At 28.0% G+C, this 23,763-nt stretch carries 30 protein-coding genes, 1 tRNA gene and 1 pseudogene; 14 read left to right on the top strand and 18 right to left on the bottom strand.

All coding sequences use genetic code 11. The features are described from left to right. Together Q0352_RS06115 and murB are read left to right on the top strand one after the other, a co-directional pair. Positions 1 to 156: pseudogene (locus Q0352_RS06115) on the top strand (pyridoxal phosphate-dependent aminotransferase); the annotation flags it as partial. After that, positions 157 to 1,158, top strand: coding sequence for a UDP-N-acetylmuramate dehydrogenase (gene murB / locus Q0352_RS06110; RefSeq protein ID WP_299525184.1), 1,002 nt, complete (start codon positions 157 to 159; stop codon positions 1,156 to 1,158). It abuts the pseudogene before it with no gap. Here the strand turns inward: murB and Q0352_RS06105 are convergent. Both Q0352_RS06105 and Q0352_RS06100 read right to left on the bottom strand, forming a co-directional pair. Beyond that, the gene (locus Q0352_RS06105) at positions 1,155 to 2,123 is read right to left on the bottom strand and encodes a type I phosphomannose isomerase catalytic subunit (protein ID WP_299525180.1); all 969 of its coding nucleotides are present in this window, start codon (positions 2,121 to 2,123) and stop codon (positions 1,155 to 1,157) included. The two genes, murB and Q0352_RS06105, sit on opposite strands and share 4 nt — an antisense overlap. Then, a complete protein-coding gene (locus Q0352_RS06100) occupies positions 2,123 to 3,259 on the bottom strand; it encodes a cysteine desulfurase family protein (RefSeq protein ID WP_299525177.1) in 1,137 nt (378 codons plus the stop codon). Before Q0352_RS06100 ends, Q0352_RS06105 begins: the two co-directional genes overlap by 1 nt. Before the next feature lie 86 nt (positions 3,260 to 3,345). Between Q0352_RS06100 and Q0352_RS06095 the strand changes: the two genes are divergently transcribed. Continuing rightward, the gene (locus Q0352_RS06095) at positions 3,346 to 3,831 is read left to right on the top strand and encodes a hypothetical protein (RefSeq protein ID WP_299525174.1); all 486 of its coding nucleotides are present in this window, start codon (positions 3,346 to 3,348) and stop codon (positions 3,829 to 3,831) included. On the opposite strand, the gene Q0352_RS06090 is transcribed toward Q0352_RS06095, so the two are convergent. Next, positions 3,821 to 4,384, bottom strand: coding sequence for a DNA mismatch repair protein MutS (locus tag Q0352_RS06090; protein ID WP_299525171.1), 564 nt, complete (start codon positions 4,382 to 4,384; stop codon positions 3,821 to 3,823). The genes Q0352_RS06095 and Q0352_RS06090 overlap by 11 nt on opposite strands. A gap of 146 nt (positions 4,385 to 4,530) precedes the next feature. Here Q0352_RS06090 and Q0352_RS06085 point away from each other — a divergent pair, with 146 nt between their 5' ends. Beyond that, positions 4,531 to 5,166, top strand: coding sequence for a hypothetical protein (locus Q0352_RS06085; RefSeq protein ID WP_299525169.1), 636 nt, complete (start codon positions 4,531 to 4,533; stop codon positions 5,164 to 5,166). 118 nt (positions 5,167 to 5,284) lie between these two features. On the opposite strand, the gene Q0352_RS06080 is transcribed toward Q0352_RS06085, so the two are convergent. Next, positions 5,285 to 6,115, bottom strand: coding sequence for a phosphatase PAP2 family protein (locus Q0352_RS06080; protein WP_299525166.1), 831 nt, complete (start codon positions 6,113 to 6,115; stop codon positions 5,285 to 5,287). 238 nt (positions 6,116 to 6,353) lie between these two features. On the opposite strand from Q0352_RS06080, the gene Q0352_RS06075 reads away from it, so the two are divergent. Both Q0352_RS06075 and Q0352_RS06070 read left to right on the top strand, forming a co-directional pair. Then, entirely contained in the window at positions 6,354 to 6,629 is a 276-nt protein-coding gene (locus Q0352_RS06075) for a CD225/dispanin family protein (RefSeq protein ID WP_299525163.1), read from the top strand. Continuing rightward, the gene (locus tag Q0352_RS06070) at positions 6,630 to 7,034 is read left to right on the top strand and encodes a DUF2752 domain-containing protein (RefSeq protein ID WP_299525160.1); all 405 of its coding nucleotides are present in this window, start codon (positions 6,630 to 6,632) and stop codon (positions 7,032 to 7,034) included. A gap of 18 nt (positions 7,035 to 7,052) precedes the next feature. Here the strand turns inward: Q0352_RS06070 and Q0352_RS06065 are convergent, their stop codons facing one another. Both Q0352_RS06065 and Q0352_RS06060 read right to left on the bottom strand, forming a co-directional pair. Next, positions 7,053 to 7,487: a hypothetical protein gene (locus Q0352_RS06065; RefSeq protein WP_299525157.1), complete on the bottom strand. Its 435-nt coding sequence runs from the start codon at positions 7,485 to 7,487 to the stop codon at positions 7,053 to 7,055. Next, complete coding sequence (locus Q0352_RS06060) at positions 7,484 to 8,059, bottom strand: sigma-70 family RNA polymerase sigma factor (protein WP_299525154.1); 576 nt, start codon at positions 8,057 to 8,059, stop codon at positions 7,484 to 7,486. Before Q0352_RS06060 ends, Q0352_RS06065 begins: the two co-directional genes overlap by 4 nt. A 135-nt stretch (positions 8,060 to 8,194) precedes the next feature. Between Q0352_RS06060 and Q0352_RS06055 the strand changes: the two genes are divergently transcribed. Beyond that, entirely contained in the window at positions 8,195 to 8,554 is a 360-nt protein-coding gene (locus tag Q0352_RS06055) for a DUF6249 domain-containing protein (RefSeq protein ID WP_299525151.1), read from the top strand. Positions 8,555 to 8,621: 67 nt separating this feature from the next. Here Q0352_RS06055 and folE read toward each other — a convergent pair whose 3' ends face one another. From folE to nadC, 7 genes are all read right to left on the bottom strand, one after another. Next, the gene (gene folE, locus Q0352_RS06050; protein WP_299525148.1) at positions 8,622 to 9,317 is read right to left on the bottom strand and encodes a GTP cyclohydrolase I FolE; all 696 of its coding nucleotides are present in this window, start codon (positions 9,315 to 9,317) and stop codon (positions 8,622 to 8,624) included. Positions 9,318 to 9,359: 42 nt separating this feature from the next. Next, positions 9,360 to 10,730, bottom strand: coding sequence for a histidine--tRNA ligase (gene hisS / locus Q0352_RS06045; RefSeq protein WP_299525145.1), 1,371 nt, complete (start codon positions 10,728 to 10,730; stop codon positions 9,360 to 9,362). Between the two features lie 43 nt (positions 10,731 to 10,773). Continuing rightward, the gene (locus Q0352_RS06040) at positions 10,774 to 11,250 is read right to left on the bottom strand and encodes a hypothetical protein (protein ID WP_299525142.1); all 477 of its coding nucleotides are present in this window, start codon (positions 11,248 to 11,250) and stop codon (positions 10,774 to 10,776) included. Beyond that, positions 11,247 to 11,819 (bottom strand): DUF4126 domain-containing protein, encoded by a 573-nt coding sequence (locus tag Q0352_RS06035; RefSeq protein ID WP_299525194.1) that lies wholly within the window; start codon positions 11,817 to 11,819, stop codon positions 11,247 to 11,249. The genes Q0352_RS06040 and Q0352_RS06035 overlap by 4 nt, the downstream gene beginning before the upstream one ends. Positions 11,820 to 11,828: 9 nt before the next feature. Further along, positions 11,829 to 12,560, bottom strand: a complete 732-nt coding sequence (kdsB, locus tag Q0352_RS06030; RefSeq protein ID WP_299525139.1) for a 3-deoxy-manno-octulosonate cytidylyltransferase — start codon at positions 12,558 to 12,560, stop codon at positions 11,829 to 11,831. 12 nt (positions 12,561 to 12,572) lie between these two features. Then, positions 12,573 to 13,505, bottom strand: coding sequence for a YihY/virulence factor BrkB family protein (locus Q0352_RS06025; RefSeq protein WP_299525136.1), 933 nt, complete (start codon positions 13,503 to 13,505; stop codon positions 12,573 to 12,575). Between the two features lie 84 nt (positions 13,506 to 13,589). Next, the gene (gene nadC / locus Q0352_RS06020; RefSeq protein WP_299525133.1) at positions 13,590 to 14,447 is read right to left on the bottom strand and encodes a carboxylating nicotinate-nucleotide diphosphorylase; all 858 of its coding nucleotides are present in this window, start codon (positions 14,445 to 14,447) and stop codon (positions 13,590 to 13,592) included. Between the two features lie 76 nt (positions 14,448 to 14,523). Between nadC and rlmH the strand changes: the two genes are divergently transcribed. From rlmH to Q0352_RS05995, 5 genes are read left to right on the top strand one after another with little or no spacing between them, the layout of a single operon-like run. Beyond that, positions 14,524 to 14,997: a 23S rRNA (pseudouridine(1915)-N(3))-methyltransferase RlmH gene (gene rlmH / locus Q0352_RS06015; protein WP_299525130.1), complete on the top strand. Its 474-nt coding sequence runs from the start codon at positions 14,524 to 14,526 to the stop codon at positions 14,995 to 14,997. 1 nt (position 14,998) lies between these two features. Next, positions 14,999 to 15,577, top strand: coding sequence for a non-canonical purine NTP diphosphatase (locus tag Q0352_RS06010; protein WP_299525191.1), 579 nt, complete (start codon positions 14,999 to 15,001; stop codon positions 15,575 to 15,577). After that, positions 15,574 to 16,605, top strand: coding sequence for an iron ABC transporter permease (locus tag Q0352_RS06005; protein WP_299525187.1), 1,032 nt, complete (start codon positions 15,574 to 15,576; stop codon positions 16,603 to 16,605). The genes Q0352_RS06010 and Q0352_RS06005 overlap by 4 nt, the downstream gene beginning before the upstream one ends. Next, on the top strand, positions 16,605 to 17,399 hold the full coding sequence (locus Q0352_RS06000) for an ABC transporter ATP-binding protein (protein ID WP_299525127.1): 795 nt from the start codon (positions 16,605 to 16,607) through the stop codon (positions 17,397 to 17,399). The genes Q0352_RS06005 and Q0352_RS06000 overlap by 1 nt, the downstream gene beginning before the upstream one ends. A 38-nt stretch (positions 17,400 to 17,437) precedes the next feature. Further along, complete coding sequence (locus tag Q0352_RS05995) at positions 17,438 to 18,460, top strand: M28 family metallopeptidase (RefSeq protein ID WP_299525124.1); 1,023 nt, start codon at positions 17,438 to 17,440, stop codon at positions 18,458 to 18,460. Between the two features lie 81 nt (positions 18,461 to 18,541). Here the strand turns inward: Q0352_RS05995 and Q0352_RS05990 are convergent, their stop codons facing one another. The 4 genes from Q0352_RS05990 to Q0352_RS05975 form a co-directional block, all read right to left on the bottom strand. Further along, positions 18,542 to 20,596 (bottom strand): tetratricopeptide repeat-containing sensor histidine kinase, encoded by a 2,055-nt coding sequence (locus tag Q0352_RS05990; protein ID WP_299525121.1) that lies wholly within the window; start codon positions 20,594 to 20,596, stop codon positions 18,542 to 18,544. Between the two features lie 116 nt (positions 20,597 to 20,712). Further along, positions 20,713 to 21,444, bottom strand: coding sequence for a M15 family metallopeptidase (locus Q0352_RS05985; protein WP_299525118.1), 732 nt, complete (start codon positions 21,442 to 21,444; stop codon positions 20,713 to 20,715). An 8-nt stretch (positions 21,445 to 21,452) separates the two neighbouring features. Then, positions 21,453 to 21,887: a GNAT family N-acetyltransferase gene (locus Q0352_RS05980; RefSeq protein ID WP_299525115.1), complete on the bottom strand. Its 435-nt coding sequence runs from the start codon at positions 21,885 to 21,887 to the stop codon at positions 21,453 to 21,455. Beyond that, positions 21,865 to 22,383 carry a GNAT family N-acetyltransferase gene (locus Q0352_RS05975; RefSeq protein WP_299525112.1) on the bottom strand — a complete coding sequence of 173 codons (519 nt, stop codon included), beginning with the start codon at positions 22,381 to 22,383 and terminating at the stop codon, positions 21,865 to 21,867. The genes Q0352_RS05980 and Q0352_RS05975 overlap by 23 nt, the downstream gene beginning before the upstream one ends. A 34-nt stretch (positions 22,384 to 22,417) precedes the next feature. Here Q0352_RS05975 and Q0352_RS05970 point away from each other — a divergent pair, with 34 nt between their 5' ends. Then, complete coding sequence (locus tag Q0352_RS05970) at positions 22,418 to 22,843, top strand: GNAT family N-acetyltransferase (protein ID WP_299525109.1); 426 nt, start codon at positions 22,418 to 22,420, stop codon at positions 22,841 to 22,843. 56 nt (positions 22,844 to 22,899) lie between these two features. Then, positions 22,900 to 22,972, top strand: a tRNA-Gly gene (locus Q0352_RS05965). Between the two features lie 32 nt (positions 22,973 to 23,004). Here the strand turns inward: Q0352_RS05965 and Q0352_RS05960 are convergent. Further along, positions 23,005 to 23,652: a rhomboid family intramembrane serine protease gene (locus Q0352_RS05960; RefSeq protein ID WP_299525106.1), complete on the bottom strand. Its 648-nt coding sequence runs from the start codon at positions 23,650 to 23,652 to the stop codon at positions 23,005 to 23,007. Positions 23,653 to 23,763 lie beyond the last annotated feature (111 nt).

Here is a 23,763-nt window from a genome sequence, read left to right as displayed (position 1 = left end):
AATCAAACTGTTATGGTTGCTCCTGCTGCAGGTTTCTATTCAACAAAAGGGTTTGGGACTAAACAAATAAGAATTGCGTATGTTTTGAAAAAAGAAGACTTAATTTCATCAGTTAACATCTTAAAAGTTGCACTTTCAACTTATAACAAAAAGTAATTGAAAATTCAACAAAACATATCATTAAAAAAATACAACACGTTTGGTATTCAAGCAAATGCCAAACGTTTTGTATCAATAAATTCATTAAAAGAGTTAAAAGAAGTTATCACTATTGAAAAGGATGTTTTTCTTTTAGGAGGCGGTAGCAATATGCTGTTAACTGCTGATATTGAAAAATTAGTGCTTCACTTAAATTTAAAAGGTACTATTGTAAATGATACAGATAATGAAGTTGTTTTTGTTACTGCTGAAGCTGGTGAAAATTGGCATGATTTTGTAGTTTGGTGTATTTCTCAAAATTATGGGGGTTTAGAAAACTTATCGTTAATACCTGGAAATGTTGGGACTTCACCTATTCAAAATATTGGAGCTTACGGAGTAGAAATTAAAGATACATTTCACCAATTAGAAGCTCTTGAGATTGAAACTGGAAAAATCAAAGTATTTAAACTTGAAGATTGCGATTTTGGATATCGGAATTCAGTTTTCAAAAAGGAATTAAAAGATAAATACATTATTATAAATGTTACTTTTAAACTTACAAAAAACCACCATAAAATCAATATCTCATACGGAGCAATAAGTTCTTTATTAGAAAATATGGAAAATCCTACAATTAAAAATATTTCAGATGCTGTAGTTGCAATTAGAGAAAGCAAACTCCCTAATCCTGAAGAAATTGGGAATAGCGGAAGTTTTTTTAAAAATCCGGTAATTAACCAAAATTCTTTTGAAATCATACAAAAAAAATATCCAGAAATTCCACATTATATTGTTTCAGAAAATGAAGTAAAAATACCAGCTGGTTGGCTAATTGAGCAATGTGGTTTTAAAGGAAAACGTTTTGGTGATGCTGGTGTTCATACAAAACAAGCATTGGTTTTAGTAAATTATAATAACGCAACCGGACAAGAAATATACAGCTTAGCTAAAAATATTCAGCAAAAAGTAAAAGAGATATTTAAAATTGATTTAGATATTGAAGTGAATATTTTTTAAACGGTAACTTCTAACAATTTACAATTTTCAGATATTATAATTACTTTTTTAGCAATCGCTGGAATTAATAGTGTTTCTCCAAATTCAATAATTTCAGAATTATTAAAAATAGAAATTTCTGCACTACCTTCAACACACATAAAAATTACAAATGAATCAGTTTGTGAATAGTCAATTTCTTTTTTACCAACAATTGGTATAAAGTTGGTTTTAAAATATTCACATTTTACAACTTCATTTAAAACATTAACCTCTTTGTTATAACTTCTTTCAGCATCAATTTTATTACTAAAATTTATAGCATCAACAGCTAATTCTGTATGTAATTCTCTTGAATTCCCTTGCTCATCAACTCTATCAAAATCGTAAATTCTATAAGTAACATCTGATGTTTGTTGAATTTCAGCTAAAACCACACCTGCCCCAATAGCATGAACAGTTCCTGTTTCAATAAAAAACGCATCTCCTGTTTTAACGTAAACATCGTTTAAGGCTGATAAAATATTATTCTCACCTAAAAGAGATACATATTGTTTTAAGGTTATTCTTTCCTTAAATCCTAAAATCAATCTTGCATTTTCTTCGGCCTGCATAACATACCACATTTCCATTTTTCCAAATGAATTGTGGCGTGTTTTTGATAGTTCACTATCTGGGTGAACCTGAACAGATAAATCTTGTTTAGCATCTATAAACTTAATTAACAAAGGAAATTTATTTCCGAAGTTAACATAATTGTTTTTTCCTAATAAGTCTGATTTATACTTAGTTAATATTTTTCTTAAAGATAAACCCTTTAAATTACCATTACAAACAATTGAAATACTCTCTTCAACATCTGAAATTTCCCAACTCTCTCCAATATTATTTAAAGTCGATTTTTTATTGAATTGAGTTATTAATTTAGTTCCTCCCCAAATTTTTTCTTTCAATATAGGCGTGAATTTTAGAGGATAGTTTAGCATTAATTTATTAAATTTTTTAATGTAGTTATTGTATAATCAATCTCATTAATCGTATTTAATTTACTAAATGAAAACCGTATAGAAGTTTTAATTGCATCTTTTTCATTTAATAAAGCATTCAACACATGTGATCCTTTATTGCTTCCACTTTGACAAGCACTTCCTCCTGAAACAGCAATTCCTTTTAAATCCAAATTAAAAAGAAGCATTGCATATTCTTTTGGAAATCTAACGTTTAAAATTATGTAACTACTTTTTGTTTCACTTTCAGAATACCCATTGAACTCTATTCCTTCAAAATTATTTTTCAATTCGGAAATAAAATAACTTTTTATTTTTTGAATATAGGTAGTTTCTTCTTTTAGATTAGCACAGGCTATTTCCAACGCTTTTTCCATTCCTAAAATACTATGAATGTTTTCAGTTCCCGCTCTGGCTCCTCGCTCCTGTTCACCACCATGTAAAATTGGATGAATACCAAACCCTTTTTTTATATATGCAAATCCTACACCTTTTGGTCCGTGAAACTTATGTGCACTACACACAAAAAAATCTATAGGAGTTTCTTTAATATCAATTTTAAAATGACCTATTCCTTGCACAGCATCCGAATGAAATAAAGCATTATTTGCAATACATAAATCTGACACCTTTTTTAGATCTAATAGATTACCGATTTCATTATTAACATACATTAAACTCACTAATTTCTTACCTTCAGTAAGTTGAAGTAATTCTTCTAAATGTGTATAATTTATACCTCCTCTTTCATCTAAATCTACCCAACAAACATTCACACTAAATTCCTTAACAAGATTATCTATGGTATGTATAATTGCGTGATGTTCTATTTTAGAAGAAATAATAGTAGTTACTCCCAAATTAGTAACTGCATTTCTTAAAATCAAATTATCGGCTTCACTTGCTCCAGCTGTAAAAATAATTTCATTTGATGCTGCATTAAATTGTTTTGCAATATTTTTTCGAGCAGTTTCAACCAAAGATTTTGACTTTCTACCAATTTGATGTGTTGAAGATGGATTCCCATAAAAATCAGTCATCGTTTTTGTAATTACATCAATTACTTCGGGTAAAATAGGTGTTGTTGCTGCGTTATCTAAATATATATTTTTCATCAAAAACAAAAGTAATTAAAATAGTTGGTTTCATTTAACGTTGAATTACTTAAAACTCTTATTTTTGTCTTGAAAATTTTATATAAATGAAGAAATTAATTACACTTATTATTACAATTTCATTATTCTCATGCAGTGATGGTGATTTTGATGTGCCATCGTTTGAGTTTACTACTGATGTTGAAAGCTGTGGAGAATATGTTATTTACAAAAAAAATGATACAAGTACTGAAGTCATCATTTTAACATTAACACCAACAAATATAGGTACTACTGAAGGAGATAAAACCGTTGCCATTTCTACAACTTTAAGTGTAGTTTACAGAATTTTTGAAGATGGAATTGGAACAAATTATTTCTGCCAGTCTATTCCTCCATCAACTCCTAAAATTTTAAAGGAATTAATCGCTGAAAGTGGTACAATTAATATTGCAACTGCCAAGGTTATAACAAATGAAGTGGTAACTGGTTACACCTATACCATCACAATATCAGATTTATTATTTAATGATGCTGACGAGCGTATTTTATTTCAAAGTTTTGATTTTGGAATACTTACTGTTAACCTTTAGAATTCTGATAAATATAAACTTCTGTAGCTCCTAATCCATACTTTTGAAATGAAGCTTCATAAGATTTAACGTTATAATTTTTAAACAAATACTCGAGTTCCGATTTTAAAACACCTTGACCAACTCCGTGAATAAAAACAATTTTTGGAATTCTATTTTTTATTGCAAATTCTAATTTATGTTTAGCTTCATTCATTTGTATATTTAACATATCATAATTATCCATTCCTCTAGTTGAAGATGCTAAATTATGAATATGTAAATCTACTTCCATTGGCGGAAGTTTATCATTTAAATTAGCTGTTTTAAATTTAGGAGCATTCTTTTTTCCACTTGAAAGGTTTATTTTTTCTAACAAACTTTCGTTAGAAATATCACTAAATTTTGAAAGTTCTCTTTGGCTTTCTCTAATAACTACCAACTCTTTAGGTAAAAAATCAAAAGAAAATCCGTCTTCTGATTCAATTACAATTTTATGAGCATAAACCCCAATAACTTTCCCTTTAATTACATCATCAAGTACTGCAACGGTATCCCCTACTTTAAATTCCATTTATATCAGATTGTTTTATTTTTAATCTTATCATTTTTAAAATTGTATTCCTTTAAAAAACTTAAATTAGTTTAATTCTTAACTTTAAATTAATTTTACAGAAATAACTAAGCAAAGTTAAAACAATATTTTTGTAGAAAAAGAAAATGATGGCACAAACTGTTTCAACAAATACTGAGCAATTTTTTAAAGCTGCTCTAACTGATTTAAAAATTGATGCAAATAGAATGAAATTACTTCAATCTATTGCATTATTTATTGCAAATGAACTGAAAGAAAATAAACGTGTTAACCTCAACTATATTTGCACACATAATAGTAGAAGAAGCCAATTAGCACAAGTATGGAGCAGTTATGCAACTTACTATTTTAAATTTTCTGAAGTTTTTAATTTTTCAGGAGGTACTATGGCTACTGCTTTTTATAGAAATACGGTAAACACATTGCAAGAAGTTGGTTTTAACTTTCAAATATTAGATTTTTCACATCAAAATCCAGTGTATTCAATTGATTATAAAAATTGTATAAATCCTATTATTGGATTTTCTAAACTATATGATAGTGAGCATAATAAAAAACCATTTATTGCCATTACAACTTGCTCTAGTGCCGATGAGAATTGCCCTTTTATAGCTGATGCTATCGAACGCTTTCATTTACCTTTTAATGATCCAAAAGCGTATGATAATACGTTGCGTCAAACTGAAAAATATTTAGAAACAAATAAACAAATTGCAGGAGAAATTCATTTTATTTTTAACCTTATTAAAGATTCAATATAGTATTATTCACTTTGTTTTGATAAATTGCTATTTCTAATTTTTAAAATAGAAAACTTAAAGAAGACATAAAATAATTCAGTTTGATTTTTTTTAATCTAAACCACAAATTAAAGTATTCTTAAAAAGTACCAACCAAACCTATACTGTCTATTCCAGCTCTAAAATTCCATGTTATTTTTGGTTCTCTCCTACTCGTTTGTTTACCTTTTAAAAAGTTATCAACGCTATCGACAACCACAACACTTAATACCATTCCTAAAACAACATCTGATAACCAATGAGCATCAATCCACAATCTTGAAATAGGAGCAATTAAACCAACTCCATATATCCCCCCTTTTATCCATATATTATCAAATTGCTTTGCTATTGCATGAGAAGCTGTAAATGATAATATTGCATGACCAGACGGAAACGAATGATAAAACGATTCCTTACTAAAAGGGTCAAAACTATCTTTCCCAAACCCAGTGGAAGGTCTCGCTCTTCCAACTCCATTTTTTAATATTGTTTGTATAAAACCCGTAGCAACAGCAGATGATAAAATTAAAACGCCCGTGTGCCTAAATTTATCATTTTTAGCTAATAAACCATAACCATATATTCCAGTGGAAATCATAAAAAAGTTTTGCGGACTTCCATAATACCATCCAATTTCTTTTAGCATCTGAGGAGCTCCTTCATTTTGATTTACAAAATAATGATTGGTCTCTTCATCATAAATATAAAGTAGTGTAGTACCTAGAGCTATTCCTCCAAAAGTAAGCCAGTCATCTTTTTTCCACTTAAACGGTGCTGAATAAGCGTGTTTTACACCTCCAAAAATAGATTTTCCATCCTCCTTTAAAAGATTCCAAGTAGTTTCTTTTTTTAGGGAATCAACTATCTCTTGACTTTGAACTGTATTTATAGTAAATACAGTAAGCAATACACAAAAAATGTGTTTCAAATTTTTAAAAATCATTTCACAAATTTAGCAAAAAAAACCAAACACAATATACTCCAAAAAACAATCAATCTGTATGCTGAAACAAACCTAAAATTGAAAACATCTAAAAGTTACATTGATTTTAATTGAAACAATACCTTTAGATAGCAGAATTAATTCAAATTTTATATAAAATTCAATATAATATTTTTGTATTTTCGTTTAAAACAATTTTTATTATAAATTTAAAAAGAAAAAGATGGATCAAAATCAACCAAAAAACTACCTTGTTGAATCTATTTTAGTAACTATTTTCTGCTGTTTACCTTTTGGAATAGCTGGTATTGTATTTGCCAGTCAGGTAAATACTAAATTTTCTTCAGGAGATTATCAAGGAGCGCAAGAAGCTTCTGAAAATGCTAAAAAATGGATGAAATGGGGATTATTTTCAGGAATTGCTGTTATTCTTTTATATGTTATTTTTATTTTCGCATTAGGTGGAGCTGCAATCTTGGGTTTAAATAATAACTACTAATTGAACTTCATAACTATAAAAAATATAGGATTTCTTATACTTGGAATAGGTGTAGTAATCTTATTTTTTTTTGTAAATCCAAGTGACGTAAATTTTTTTCCAAAATGCCCTTTGTATGTAACTACTGGCATTTATTGTCCTGGTTGCGGGAGTCAGCGCGCAACGCATCAATTATTACAATTTAATTTATTTGGAGTTCTTCAACAAAACGTATTGTATTTTATGGGAATGTTCGTTTTAGCATATCACGGAACTATCTCTCTAATAAACATCTATTTTAAAAAGAATATTTACAACTATATATATCATCCAAAAACGCCCATAATAATCTTAGTTATTATTATTATTTATTGGGTTTTACGAAATATTCCATATTATCCATTCACTACTTTAGCACCAAATTAAAATAAATTACAAATAAATTTAAATACTATTTTGCTTGTTGAAATAATTTTTAATAAAATACAATTGCAACATAACTAAAATAGAAAAGAATATAAAACTGTATGTGAAAGTGCTTGAAAAATGAATATTCTTAAAGACATTTATGGAAGAAATATTTTCTAGAACTTTAATTGAAGTTATTTTATCAAAAAATGATACTCCTACTTTTGATAAAACATATGAATTTTCAGAATTTCCTGCAAACATAAAAATACTCAACCCAAAAAATACAGTAATCATCAATAACCAAGCTGATTTTGATATTAACGGTTGATACACTTTTGTTAAAGAAAGTTTGCTTTCTAATTTTACAGAATTCATTACTTTATCTAGAAAATCTTCAGAAGGCGATTCAATTTGTGCTTCCTTAATAATATATTTTGTGATTTCTTCTATGTTTTTAATTGGTTTCATCTTAAATCTACGGTTCTTGGTTCTATAACATGTTTTAAAATTGTTGTTAATTTTTTTCGAGATCTAAATAACTTTGTTTTAATGTTATCTTCTGATAAATTTACAACTTTTGAAATTTCCTTTACTGGTAAATCTTCAAAATAATACAATGTTAAAATAATACGTTCATCTTCATTTAATTTTAAAAGTGCATCATTAATTACTTTTTTTCTTTCTTTTTCATGCAAATATTCTAAAGCATCTTGCATATTTCCTAAATCACCTTCATTAAAATCATCAATATTTTCAGAATTAACAAACCTTTTATTTTTCTTTAGAACATCTAAACTTCCATAATAGGCTATTTTATAAAGCCAAGTTGAAAATTTTGATTCACCTTTAAATTTTTCTAAATTTTTAAAAGCTTTTACAAAGGAATCCTGTGCTACTTCCTCTGCTTCTTCTTTATTTTTAACAATTCTTATAGCAAGTGTATATACCATATGCTTATACTTTTCTACTAAAAAAGCAAAAGCATTTACATTACCATTTAAGGTTTGTTCTATATAGTACTCGTCTGGTTTGGTGTTCATTTGAATATATGACGACAATTAAACTAACGTGGTTACAATTTAATACAATTAAATTTAAATACTCTTTTTTGTAACCGAATGAAAACAATTATCGTCATACCTAATGAAACACATTAAAAACTAAAATTATATATTATGGAAGTAGCATTTGTATTTGTATCATTATTTATTATCATTTTTGGAATTTTTTATTTACACTATTCCACAAGAAACAAAGAACGCTTAGCATTAATTGAAAAAGGAGCTGATGCCAGTATCTTTTTTAGCGCTAAGGCTGCTCAAAAAAAATCATCTGTACCAATTTGGAAAATTTTAATTCTAAATATAGCTGTATTACTTATGGGTATAGGTGCTGGAGTTTTTAGTGGAGCAATATTAGAAGCTTATACCGCAATTGGAGAAGAAGTTGGTTACACAGGTTCTATCTTTTTAATGGCAGGTCTTGGATTATTTATTGGATTTACATTATCCAAAAAATTAATTGAAAAAGAATAACTCTTGAAATTTTTAGGCATAAAAAAAGCACCTTTAAGGTGCTTTTTTTATGTTTTAAATTAAATGATTATTGAATTTTATCAAAATCCGTATCCATTTTAATATAATCTAAAAATTCTCTACGAACTTCTTTATCTTTAAATTTCCCTCCAAATTCAGAAGTTACCGTACTACTTACAATATCACGAACGCCTCTAGAATTTACACATAAATGCTTCGCATCAATTACACAAGCAACATCATCGGTACCCATTGCTTCTTGTAAAGCTTGTACCACTTGCATAGTTAAACGCTCTTGAACTTGTGGTCGCTTTGCAAAATAATCTACAATTCTGTTCATTTTAGAAAGACCTATTACATTTCCATTTGAAATATACGCAACATGAGCTCTACCTACAATTGGTAATAAATGATGCTCACAAGTAGAATAAACTGTAATGTTCTTTTCTACCAACATTTCACCATATTTATAATTATTATCAAACGTTGATAATTTTGGCTTATTAGCAGGGTTTAAACCGCTAAAAATTTCATTCACGTATGCTTTTGCAACTCTTCTTGGTGTTCCTTTTATGCTATCATCTTCTAAATCCATTCCCAATGTTTCTAGAATATCTCTAACGCTTGCTTCAATACGATTTCTTTTCTCTTGATCAGAAATATCAAAAGCATCAGCTCTTAAAGGTGTTTTAGCAGATGCTGCTGCGTGATCATCTCCTATTTCATCTATTGTGTTTTTCATTCCGTTTTTACCTTCAAACATTTTCACTAATTTAGCCTGCAAATTTACAACTTTGTTTCAAAGTTATACAGTGATTTTAAGTAATTCTTCTAAATTACATAAATGCTGATCACCTGTTTGCATATTTTTCAATGTATAATTATTATTTTTAATTTCATCTAAACCAACAATTATCACATAAGGAATTTCTCTCTTATTGGCATAATTTAGTTGTTTTTTCATTTTAGCACTATCTGGGTACAATTCTGATTTTATATTGTTTTTACGTAATTCAACCAAAGCTTTCATGCAATAAGTCGCTTCAGTTTCTCCAAAGTTTATAAATAACACCTTTGGTTTTGGTAATTCAACTTCATCAAATAAATTTAATTCTTCCAATACCAAATAAATACGATCTAAACCAAACGAAATACCAACACCACTCACATCCTTTAGTCCAAATATTCCTGTTAAATCGTCATATCTACCTCCACCGCCAATAGATCCCATATGAACACCTTCTGGTGCTGAAACTTCATAAATTGCACCGGTATAATAATTTAAACCACGTGCCAAAGTTACATCCAAATCTAATTTAGCTGATTGTAATCCTAATGATTCGATAGTGTCTACAACAAACATTAAATCTTTAACACCTTGAGTTCCTTCTTCTGAAGCTGCTAATAATTCTTGAAGCTGAACTAATTTTTCCTGATTACTTCCATTAAAATTAAATAACGGTTGTACTTTTTCAATAGCTTCTTCTGAAATTCCTTTTGAAAGCATTTCTTTAGTTACACCATCAGCACCAATTTTATCTAGCTTATCTAATGCTACTGTAAAATCTATCAACTTATCTTTAGCACCAATAATTTCAGCAATACCAGCCAATATTTTTCTATTGTTCAATTTTATAGTCGTGCCTGTTAATTTTAACTTACTAAAAACTGCATCGTATAACTGAACAAATTCAACTTCTTGCCATAAACCTTTACTTCCTACAACATCTGCATCACATTGAAAAAACTCTCTAAAACGCCCTTTTTGAGGTCTATCTGCACGCCAAACCGGTTGCATTTGATAACGCTTAAAAGGAAATTCTATCTCATTTTGGTGTTGTACAACATAGCGTGCAAAAGGTACTGTTAAGTCATAACGCAATGCTTTCTCTGAAATTTTTGAAGTAATTTTCAAACTATCTTTTGAAGCTAGCAAAGTGTCATCAACTTTATTTAAATAATCTCCACTATTCAATATTTTAAAAATAAGTCGATCACCTTCTTCTCCATATTTCCCCATTAAAGTTGAAGAATTTTCAAAACTAGGAGTTTCAATAGGTTGAAATCCATATAATTCAAACACTTGTTTTATGGTTGAAAAAATATAATTCCGTTTTGTCACTTCAGTTGGTGAAAAATCACGAGTTCCTTTTGGTATGCTTGGTTTTTGTGCCATTTTTTCTAATTAGTTTGCAAATATCCGAAAATTAAAAAACTAATTAAAGTTTTTCTAATATTGATTTTTCATTAGATGTTAATGGAACATCATTTATAAATTTGTTTTTAGTAGGTAAAATAGCCAACATTATTATTAACAATAATCCAACAAGAATAAAATAAAAGCTATTGTTAGATTGCATTACAAAAATAATACACATTAATGCAGGAAATTCTAACATTGCTAATCTAAAAATATGTGCAGTGCTATATTTTGAAGCTTTTTCAAGTAAATCGGCATCTTTAGGTATTTTTTTAATTAGTTTAATAAATAAACTTTTACTCATCAAATTCCCTACAAAAGAGATTGTAATAGCGATGTAAAGAAAAGCTTTATCATTGGAATAAGAGAATGTTAATTGTTCATTTAATTGTATTGAAACATACGCTGCAAATACAATTATAACCATTAACAATACAAAATGAATAATTTGTAACGATTTTATAAAATCTTTTGGTTGCTTATTGATATAACTCATTTATTTAATTTTTTTCGTTTAAATAATTTAAAAACTTTAAATAGAATCCAAAATATAATTAATATTAAAATTATTGCTATAATAGGAATGAAAATAGCTAAAACAGCCATTACAATTGAAGTTCCTGTCTCAACTGTTGAAATTATTGGGTTGGCAATACCAGCAGTTGTGCTTGTTGAAGCCAAACGCGTTGTACTTGTTGAACCTTTTATTGCTGCAGCTGTTCCTCCTCCAGCAATAATAGCTAATGCCCAAGTAAAAGTTGGATCTAAATCACTTACTGTAGCAACCATAACTGCTGTACCTGCAAAAGCTGCTAAAGGAATTGCAATTGTATCTAATAAATTATCAAGAAATGGGATGAAATATGCAAATATTTCAACTAGTGTGGCAACTCCTAAAATGACTATTGCAGATGAACTCCCAATCCATTGCCAACTTTCATTTAATGGAATTACATTAAAATAGGAAGCCAAACTTAAAGCAAATAATGGAACAAAGATTCTAAAACCAACAGATGCTGCAAGCCCTATTCCTACTAAAATACTAAAAATTGTTTCAGGAGAAATACTCATTTATTAATTGTTTTTAAAAATTGCATTGGCTTTTTCTAAGTCTTCAGGTGTATCAATACCAATGGCAATTTGATTTGTCTCTACCATTTTCACTTTCATACCATTTGCTAAAAAACGAAGGTTTTCTAATTTTTCAGTAGCTTCCAAATTATTGATAGGTAATCTAGTGAATTTTAAAAGTGATTCTTTTCTAAAAGCATAAATCCCTATATGTTTATAATAAACAGCGGTTGATTTTTCTCTAGGATAAGGAATTGGTGAACGTGAAAAATACATGGCGAAATTCTGTTCATCAGTTACTACTTTTACATTATTAGGATTGTTAATTTCTTCATCTTCTTCAATTTTTAACATTAAAGAAGCAATATCAATTTGTTTATTAACATCCGATTTAAATACTTCTAACAACTTTTTCAAAGGTTCTGTTTGTGTAAAAGGCTCATCTCCTTGCACATTTACAACAATATCTACCTCTAAATTTTCAACAGCTTCAGCAATTCTATCACTCCCCGATTCGTGTTCATTTTTACTCATTAATACTTCACCACCATTCGCTTTAATTTCATTAAAAATAATAACACTATCCGTAACAACATAAACTTCATCAAATAAATTTGAAGACTTTGTAGCTTCATAAGTTCTAACAATTACAGATTTCCCTGCTAAATCTTTCATTAACTTTCCTGGAAATCGGCTTGCTTCAAAACGAGCAGGTATCATTGCAATTATTTTCATACCGTTATTTTATTAATCGTGTTTTTTAAATTGTCTTTTTTTAAGATAATTTATACTTGCATTCAGCTCAAATCCTAATAATAAAATGATGGAGTTAATCCAAACAAATAACATTAAAACCAACAGTGTTCCTATAGACCCATATAACTTATTATAGGTTGCAAATTTTAACACATAAACTGCAAACAATTTAAACATTAATATGGTTAAAACAGTGGTTAAAATGGAACCTGGCGTGAAAAATGAATAATGCTTTACTTCTTTTGTCCCGTATTTATACATAAAAGAAACCGAAATAAATATGAGTAAAACAAAAAATAAAAATTGCCCTTTTTCAATCCAAAAAACCTCATCGGCTAACCAGCCAGCTGCTTTTAAATTATTAATTCCAATTTCAAAGTAAAGAATAATTGCCACAGTAAAAACCAATATAAAAGATAGTAGTATTGCCATTGCCATAGAAATAAAATATTGTCTCAATATACTTCGCATTTCTGTTACATGGTAAGAATATTCAAATCCACCTAAAATAGCATTTACACCATTGGTCATTAGAAAAATAGATGCAATAAAACCAAATGAAAGTAAACCGCTATATCTGTTATTTGCAATATCTTCAATAACATCATGAACTGTTTCAGCTGTATTTGGAGGTAATAATTGTTCAATCATTACTAAAAAATTCTCCTGAAATCCTTCAATTGGAACGTATGGAATTAATGTTAGAATAAATAAAATAAAAGGAAATAATGCCATAAAGAAACTAAAAGCTATTCCACCTGCACGTGAGGTTAAAGCTCCTTTTACAATTCCAATAAAATACATTTCAATAACGTCATACAAAGACATGCCTAATAAACCAGGAATTTTAATTCTTTTGACCAAGCGTATTATCCAATTAATAATTGGAATTTCATCTAATTTATCTTCGATTTCTTTTGTCATTTTTATGTAAAGTTTCAAAGCTTCATAGCTCCCAAATTTCAAAGGTTTTACTATCTTTTTCTTTTAGTATCTTTTAACTTAATTTCAAACAGCTTTTAAGCTTAAATCCAAATTATAAACTGAATGTGTTAAAGCTCCCGATGAAATATAATCCACACCACATTCGGCATATTTTCTAGCAGTTTCTAAAGTAATATTTCCCGAAGATTCTGTTTGACATTTATCACCAATTAATGCTACTGCTTTACGAGTATCATCATAATTAAAGTTATCTATTAAAATTCTATGAATGCCCTCAGATTTAAAAATTTCTTTAATTTCATTCAAACTTCTAGCTTCAACAATAATTTTTAAATCGAGATAATTTACATCTAAATATTTTTTAGTTTTTGCTATAGCTTGGGTAATTCCTCCTGCAAAATCTATATGATTATCTTTCAACATAATCATATCATACAAAGCAAATCTATGATTTTCTCCACCTCCAATTTTAACTGCCCATTTTTCAATAGCTCTAATACCAGGAGTTGTTTTTCTAGTGTCTAAAATTTTGGTTTTTGTACCTTCTAATAAAGTAGCAAACTTTTTCGTTTTTGTAGCAATTGCACTCATTCGCTGCATGGCATTTAACACCAATCGCTCCGCTTTTAAAATGGATAAAGAACTCCCTGAAACATAAAAAACAATATCTCCATATTTCACTTCATCACCATCATTAATTAATGCTTCAACTTGTAAATTAATATCAACATATTTAAAAATTCTCTTGGCAAATTCAACACCTGCAATTATACCAGCTTCCTTAACCAATAATTTAGCTTTGCCTTGAGCACTTTCTGGAATACAAGCTAGCGAACTATAATCTCCACCTCCTACATCTTCTCTAACGGCATTAGAAATTATAATATCTAATTCTTTCTCAAATTGTTTCTCACTAATCATTTCGTAACTATTTTAACACAAAAATAACTTTTTTATTTTCAAAAAATTCATCTTTATTTCTTTTTATATTTGCAGAATGAAAATTAAATTATTGGCCATTGGTAAAACCGATGATAAAAATTTACAAACTTTGATAGATACCTATCAAAATAGATTGAAGCATTATATTAATTTTGAGCTTGAAGTTATTCCTGATTTAAAAAATGTAAAGAATTTAAGTGAACCTGAGCAAAAAGAAAAAGAAGGTGAACTTATTTTAAAAAAGTTAATGCCTACAGATGCTTTAATTTTGTTGGATGAAAAAGGAAAAGAATTTAGATCTGTAGATTTTTCCACCTATCTTCAAAAGAAAATGAATTCAGGAATTAAACAATTAGTTTTCGTAATTGGTGGTCCCTATGGTTTTTCTGAAGAAGTCTATAAAAAATCAACAGGTAAAATTTCTTTATCAAAAATGACATTTTCACATCAAATGATTCGTTTATTTGCAGTTGAACAAATTTATAGAGCTTTTACAATTTTAAAAAACGAACCTTATCATCATGAATAAATTGAAACTAGTTTTTGCAACAAATAATCAAAACAAATTAGAAGAAGTTCAAGCAATGCTTACCAATTTTGAAATTGTTAGTTTAGCTGCTATTAATTGTTTTGATAATATTGCTGAAACTGCTGATACATTAGAAGGGAATGCAATTATAAAAGCAAAATTTATAACTGAAAAATACGGTTTAAATTGCTTTGCTGATGATACAGGCTTAGAAGTTGAAACTTTAAATAATGAACCAGGTGTGTATTCTGCTCGTTACGCGGGAAAAGAGAACAATGCAGAAGAAAACATAAAAAAATTATTGAAAGAACTTGGTAATAACTCTAATAGAAAAGCGCAATTTAGAACTGCTATATCACTTAATATTAGCGAAAAACAATATATCTTTGAAGGAATTTGTAAAGGAACTATTTTGAAAGAAAAACAAGGAGAAAAAGGTTTTGGGTACGATGCAATTTTTATGCCTGAAGGTTACAATAAATCTTTTGCTGAAATGGATATGAATGAAAAAAGTAGCATAAGTCATAGAGGAAAAGCCATTGAAAAATTAGTAACATTTTTAAATAATTACACTTGGTGAATCCAACAAAATCATACAAAAACACTTTTATATTATTAATAATAACACTTTTTGTTATTATCATAATTAATATAAGCTTAGGTTCAGTTTACATACCTTTAAAACAAATATTTTTATCATTATTTGACGGTCAAACTGAAAGGGAATCTTGGAAATCAATTATATTAAATTATCGTTTACCAAAAGCAATTACCGCTATTATTGTTGGCTCTGGCCTATCAATTAGCGGTTTGTTAATGCAAACTTTATTTAGAAATCCATTAGCAGGCCCCTTTGTTTTAGGAATAAGTTCTGGTGCAAGTTTAGGAGTTGCTATTTTAATTTTAGGTGCCTCTTTTTTGGGTGCAAACATTTCGGCCTACGCTTTTACAAACTGGGGACTTGCAGCTGCAGCTATTACTGGTGCATTTTTAGTGCTTTCTGCAGTTATGCTAGCTGCTATTAAAGTTAGAAACACCATGTCTATTCTAATAATTGGATTAATGTTTGGAAGTTTAACAGCTGCAGTAATTAGTGTTTTGGCTTATTTTAGTAGCGCTAACCAATTGCAACAATATTTGTTTTGGAGTTTTGGAAGTTTAGGAAATTTAAGTTGGAAAGAAATTAGTGCGCTTACCATTACATTTTTTGTTGGAATTTCATTGGTCATATTTATCATAAAACCTTTAAACAGCTTATTATTGGGTGAAAATTATGCAAAAAGTATGGGTGTAAATGTAAAACTTACTCGTAATCTTACTTTAATTTCAACTAGTTTACTTACTGGTGTAATTACAGCCTTTTCGGGGCCTATTGCTTTTATTGGTTTAGCAGTTCCGCATTTAACAAAATTACTCTTTAACACATCAAACCATAAAATATTATTGCCTGCAGTTGCTATTAGCGGTGCTATAATCATGTTAATTTGTGATAGCATTGCGCAATTACCAAACAGTGAATATACATTACCAATTAACGCAATTACCTCATTATTTGGAGCTCCAATTATTATTTGGTTATTGGTTAGAAAAAGAAAAGTTTTTTATTAATGAAATTATCTACTAAACATATTATTCAAGTTAAAGATTTAAACATTGGCTATACTTCTAAAAAAGAAGTAAAAACAATTGCTTCTAATTTAAATGTAGAATTAGATGCTGGAAATTTAGTTTGTTTATTAGGAAAAAACGGAATAGGAAAATCTACTTTACTAAGAACTCTAACAAAGGTACAACCTAGTTTAAAAGGTGAAATTTTTATTAATTCGACAAAATTAGAAACATTCAATTTTACTGATTTCGCTAAAATAGTTAGCCTTGTATTAACTGAACAATTACCCGACAGTAGTTTAACTGTTTTTGAATTAGTTGCTTTAGGAAGACAACCTTATACAAATTGGATTGGCTATTTAACAACTGAAGATTTAGGTATTATTCAATCTGCTTTTGAAAAAACAAACACTAAACATTTAATGAATTCAAAATGCTTTGAATTAAGTGATGGACAACTACAAAAAATTTTAATAGCTAGAGCACTTGCACAAAATACACCTATAATTGTACTTGATGAACCAACTGCGCATTTAGATTTACATCACACTATTAATACATTCTCACTACTTAAAAATTTAGCTTCCGAATTTAATAAAACAATTATCGTTTCTACACATGAAATTAATTTAGCACTTCAATTAGCGGATGAATTGTGGCTTATGACTCCTAATGAATTTATATCTGGAAACACAGAGGAATTGATTGCCAATAACTCCATAAATAAGCTTTTTGAATCTGATTTAATTTCCTTTAACAAAACTTTAAAACAGTTTACAATCAACAACTCCTAATTATTTTAATATATTTGAGTAATTGTAAATTACCCTAAATGAAAAATCTATTTTTAGTTTTAGTTACAACATTTTTTTTAAGTTGTGGAAGTAATAATGGTATTACAGGTCAAATTACAAATCCTACAATTATTGCCGGTGAGACAGCCACCAAATTTGCAAATTCGATTAAAGCTAGTGATTTAGAAAAACTTTTATATGCATTTGCATCCGAAGAGTTTGAAGGAAGAGGAACTGGAGAATCTGGTCAAAAAAAGGCTGCTGAATATTTAAAAACATTTTATATTGACAAAAATATAGCCTCACCATTTGGAGGAAGTGACTATTTTCAAAGTATACCTACCGAACATTTAAGGCCAAATTTAAAACCATCTGAAAATGTTATTGCTTATATTAAAGGTTCAGAAAAACCAGAAGAAATTGTTGTAATATCAGCTCATTATGATCATCTAGGTATGCATGACAATAAGATTTATTATGGTGCTGATGATGATGGATCAGGAAACGTAGCAATTCTAGAAATTGCTGAAGCTTTTAAACAAGCTGTTTTAGAAGGGAACAACCCAAAACGATCTATATTATTTTTACATGTTACAGGGGAAGAAAATGGATTACTTGGCTCAAAATATTACACAAATTTTCCTGTTTTCCCTTTAGAAAATACTATTGTAAATTTAAATATTGATATGATAGGTCGCGTAGATGAAACGCATATGAAGAGTCTTAATTTTATATATTTAATTGGTTCAGATAAATTAAGTAGCGAATTACATACTTTATCTGAAGAAATAAATACTCACTATACGCAACTAGATTTAGACTACACTTTCAATAATGATAATGATCCTAATCGTTATTATTATAGATCTGACCATTATAACTTTGCTAAAAATAATATCCCAATCATTTTTTATTTTAATGGTATTCATGAAGATTATCATAAACCTTCTGATACACCTGATAAAATAAATTATGACCTTTTAGAGAAACGAACAAAACTTATTTTTTACACCGCTTGGGAAATAGCGAATAGAGAACATAGAATTAAGGTTGATAACTAATTGTTAGTTCTTGGGTTGTATATTTAGGAAAGAGTACCTAATAAAACTTACTGTTCTAATCTAAAGATTATTTTCTAAAAGTTAATTAACAGCTATTGGCATTGTAAATTTAAATTCACTTCCCACATTTATTAAACTTTCTACCCATAATTTACATCCATGCTTTTCAACAAAATCTTTACATAAAATTAAGCCTAAACCTGAACCTTGTTCATTCGCAGTGCCAACATTTGAACTTTTTACTTCAATGCTAAACAAATTATCTATATCAAATTGTGAAATTCCAATCCCATTATCTTTTACTGAAATTTCTACAAAATCATTAGTAATGGCAGATAATATCTGAATTTCACCTTTTAAATTTGTAAATTTTATAGCATTAGAAATTAAATTTCTTAGTACAGCTGCTAGCATGTTCTGATCTGCATCAACAAAAACATTATGAACTACGTTGTTCAAAATTTTAATATCTTTATTAACTGCTTGAATTTCTAACAACGATATAACATCAGAAACTTCTTGTTTTAAATCAATTTTTTGAGGATTAAAATCTAAATTTCCAGATTGGGAATTTGCCCAAATTAATAAGTTATCTAATAAAATTGAAGCTTTTGAAGAAGAACCTTTTATAATTTTTAAAAATTTCAACCTTTTTTCTTCACTATATTCATGAACGTTTTCAATCAAAAGTTCAGTAAATCCTTCTATGGAATTAAATGGGTTTCTCAAATCATGCGCAATAATAGAAAAAAAGATGTCTTTCGTTTTATTTAATTGTTTTAGGCCATCTCTTTGAATCTGAATTTTTTCATTCATTTTATTTATCTGATGATTTTTATATTCTAATAAATTATAAGCCTTTTTTTTCGCTGTTTGCTGCAAAATTAAAAGGACTACAAAAAAACCAAATAATAAAACTGCTCCAATTAAAAAATAGATAAATTTACGATTATCTTCATATTTTAATCTAGTTATTTCATGTTTACTTGATAAATCATTTATAGTGTGATGAGATTTTTCTAAATTATTTAAAGCTTGAAATAACTTAACTTTATTGGTTTTATCAATTGTAGTTAAACTATCTTTAATTACAATATACTTCTTATTATAATCATTAGATTTAGATATAATACCTAATGATTCATGAGCAGCTGCAAGGATTATTAAATTCTCAGCCTGATTTTCTAAATCTCCTATTTCTTCTGTTATTTTTAAACTTTTTTCAGCATATTGTATAGCTTTGAAATATTGTTTTAATTTAATTTTCACATCGGAAATATTCAATAAAACAATAGAAACTAACGATTTCTCATTTAACTTTTCAGCAATACTAAGTGATTTTGAAAAGTAATCCAACGCCACATCATATTTTTTTAACTGAATATTACAATCTCCAATATTATTATAATTAATTCCTATACCAAATTGGTCATTAATTTTTTCTTGAATTATAATTGATTTATTATAATAAGCGAGTCCTGCTTCATTATCACCAGAATCAGCAGTTCCATTTCCAAGATTTGTATAACATACAGAAATACCGTTTTTATCATCTAATTTAATATAAATACTTAATGCATCTTTAAAATATTTTTTTGCTTGAATAAAATTTTCCTTTGAATAGAATAATTCTCCAAAACTTAAATAAATCATTGCAATACCTAATTCATCACCAATATCTTTATGTGCTTGTAAAGATTTTAAATAGTATTCAATAGCCTTATCCTCTATATAAAGTTGTGAATAACTATATGCTACATAACTATATATACCAGCAACTTTAGCAGTATTATTTAAAGTATCAAAAATAGATACCGCTTCAAGATAATATTTAATTGCCTTTTCAAAATTAGATTGATTTTCATAAGCTACCCCAATTTTATACAGTAGTTGAGCTATTTGACGCTTCGAATCTATTTTATTTGCTAACCCTAAACCTTTGTTAAAATAAAAAAAAGCAGAATCTTTATTTATTTTCAAATAAGAATCTGCTATCATTAAATTTAATGAAACTTTAGTGGTATCAACTACCTCATTTTGTAGTTCTTTTTTTAAATCAGTAATTGTAGTTATTTCCTGACTTAAAATATATGTTGAAAACCCTATAAAAATTAGAGCTAATAATTTTCTATTCATACTCTTTAAGTTTCTAAAAGGGTGGTAATACACTCGATTAAAACCATTTATGAACACAAACATACTTTTTATATTGCAAATAACACCATTTATTTGTATTTATTTAATAGGAAGCATTATTTTAAATTCAAATTAATATCTAAAACTTGCTCTGAAATATACTTTTTCAAAAAATCTTCTGAAAATAAATAACTACCCGCTATATCCTTTTTTTGAAGAAGCCTAATTAAATCAACTGTTAAAAAATCTTTTAACATTGGCTTTGATACTAGTTTATAACTAAAATGCCAAGGCTCATATTTAAAACCTTTTCTTGCTGTATTATTATCATATACTAAATAAAAACCATATTTCTCTGAATTCAAATCCATCCAATTTTTAAGTTTAGAATAAACTCCTCCTCTTGTATAATTTTGTTCAATTAACATTTTTTTTGGTGCTTCAACTGCATTATCTACAATATCAATATCTGTTCCCCAATGATGGCGAGAGGTTCCTGGAATTGTAGAATATTCAATAATTTTATTTATAGATTCTATTTCTGAGAAACCTTGAGAAGTATATTTTTTAAATTTTCTGTTCCAAATTTTCTTTTGCCTTTTATAACTCCTATACGCAGAAACAATTTGAATAGAAATACTATCTTTTAAAGCAGCATTTTGCATATTATAAAAAGCTTCAAAAACCTCTTTTTGCAGCTTCACATCATTCCCATCAAAATTTAGGTCACCTACTCCTATTAATGCTTTTTCTGAATACATTGTCTGACAATAACTAGTGTAATTTAGAGCAACTATAAATTGAACAAAAATCAAACTAATAACAATTAATTGTCTTTTATTTTTCATATTTAAATTTATTCCAAATATTTAAACATCACATAATGATCCCCAACATATTTAAGTTCAAATTTTTCTCCAAAAGTTTGTAAACCCATTTTTTTATAAAAATTAACTGCAATAACACGAGCATTACACCACAAACAATCTATTTTTAACTCTTGCAAAATTGAAAAAGAATCTTCTAACATTAATTTACCCATCCCTAAACCTTGATATTCAATTAAAGTTGCCATTCCTCTTAATTGATATTGAATTCCTTTAAAATTAGAATTACTTGCTTTCATATAACTTGAAACTGCCACTAATTTTTCATTTTTAAAAGCACCCAAATGAAAAGTATCTTCATCAAAATCTCCATTAAATTCATACGGTAATGGAATATCTTTCCGCAAAATCTCTAAGCGAATTGGATACGTATCTTCAGCTTTAATTTTTTTTATTGTTATCATTTTTAAACGTGTATAATTTTGCTTGTTTAGAATCGTACAAAATATTTTTTTGGAATTTAAAATTACACTTTTCTAACACATTAATTGATGCTTTATTTTCAATATAACATCTACCAACTACTTCCTTAAAATTTAGATCTAAAAATCCAAATTGCAAACAGCCTTTTGCTGCTTCAGTAGCATAACCAATACCCCAATATTTTTTATAAAACCTAAACCCTAAGTCAATTTCACTACTATCTTTATCAAATTTAAAACCACACCAACCTACAAACTCCGAAGTTTCTTTTAAGCAAACTGCCCATCTACCAAAACCGTATTTATTGTATTCTGAATAGTTTAAAATAAAGTTATTCGCTTCTTCTAAATTTTTAAAAGGCTGGTTTCCTGTATATTTTATAACTTCTGGATCATTATTTAAATAAAAAAAATGAAACCCGTCAGAAGGAACAAATTCTCTCAAAAATAATCTTTCGGTTTCTAAAATAATTTTCATAATATTGGTTAGCCTACGCTAAAATACTATTTAAATGGAAATTATTGAAATTAAGTTAATTGAAACGCCACATATTTTAACTGCCTTACCCTTACTGGTTGAACTGAATGAATCAACTCCAAAACATCTTTTAGAAAAACGATTATTAGAAATGACAACACAAAATTACAAATGTGTTGGTTTATATATTAATAAAAATTTGGTAGGTATTTCTGGTCTTTGGTTTTTAACCAGACATTATTGTGGAAGAACTATAGAACCCGACCATGTAATTATTTCAAAAAAATATAGAAATAAAGGATTGGGAAAGCTACTATTTGAGTGGATTTACAAGTATGCAACAGATAATGGCTATGAATCTATAGAATTAAACACTTATATTGAAAACATAAAATCACATAACTTCTATGAAAATGAAGACTTTAAAAAATTAGGTTTTCATTTTTTAAAAAAGTTGTAAATTTTTAATAAAAATATTTGCTAAAGACTAAAAGGATTGTATATTTGCCATCGATTGCGAGAGTAGCTCAGTTGGTAGAGCTTCAGCCTTCCAAGCTGACTGTCGCCGGTTCGAGCCCGGTCTCTCGCTCAAAAAAAAGCTAAACTTTCGTTTAGCTTTTTTTATTTTAATTTATGTCCAAACAACAGCAATAAAACTATTGGAACACCTAATAAAAGAATTGTTGTAGTACTTGTTAAAAATATAGATGGATACACAATTAACATTAAAATATAACCTCCAATAGCACCTCCTAAATGTGCTGAATGGCCAACATTTCCTAACTGTTTTTTCATTCCATAAATTGAGTATAATAAATATCCTAAACCAAAAATATATCCTGGTATTGGTATTGGTAGCGGAAACATCATTAAACGCATATCTGGGTTCAACAAAATTGCGGCATAAATAATTCCTGCCACAGCACCCGAAGCACCAACCGCACTATAATACAATTCATCTTTATGATACTTTAGTGTTAATACATTCCCAGCTAATAAACTTCCTACATACAAGATTAAAAACTTAACAACACCCAGCTTAATAATAATAATTGGTGCAAAAATGTACAAAACATACATATTCAAAATTAAATGCATATAATCTACATGTAAAAATGCTGAAGTAAACATTCTAATTTGTTCACCTCGTTTAATAGCGCCAATTTGAAATTTATATTTATCTAAAAACAAACGATCACTAAACCCTTTTATTGAAAAAGCAACATTTGCAATAATTATAATTAAAAGTACTTTATCTATATTCATCATTAATTCATTTTATATCTGCGAAAATATAAAAAATTGCTGATTTGATTTGTTGGTTTCGTAAGTATTAAAAATTAAATACGATATTTGCATTCTAAATTATGAATTTACTTG

Source organism: uncultured Lutibacter sp., assembly GCF_937891065.1.
Classification (GTDB): Bacteria; Bacteroidota; Bacteroidia; order Flavobacteriales; family Flavobacteriaceae; genus Lutibacter.
Note: the sequence above shows the minus strand (reverse complement) of the source record. Positions and strands in the feature narration are given on the sequence as shown.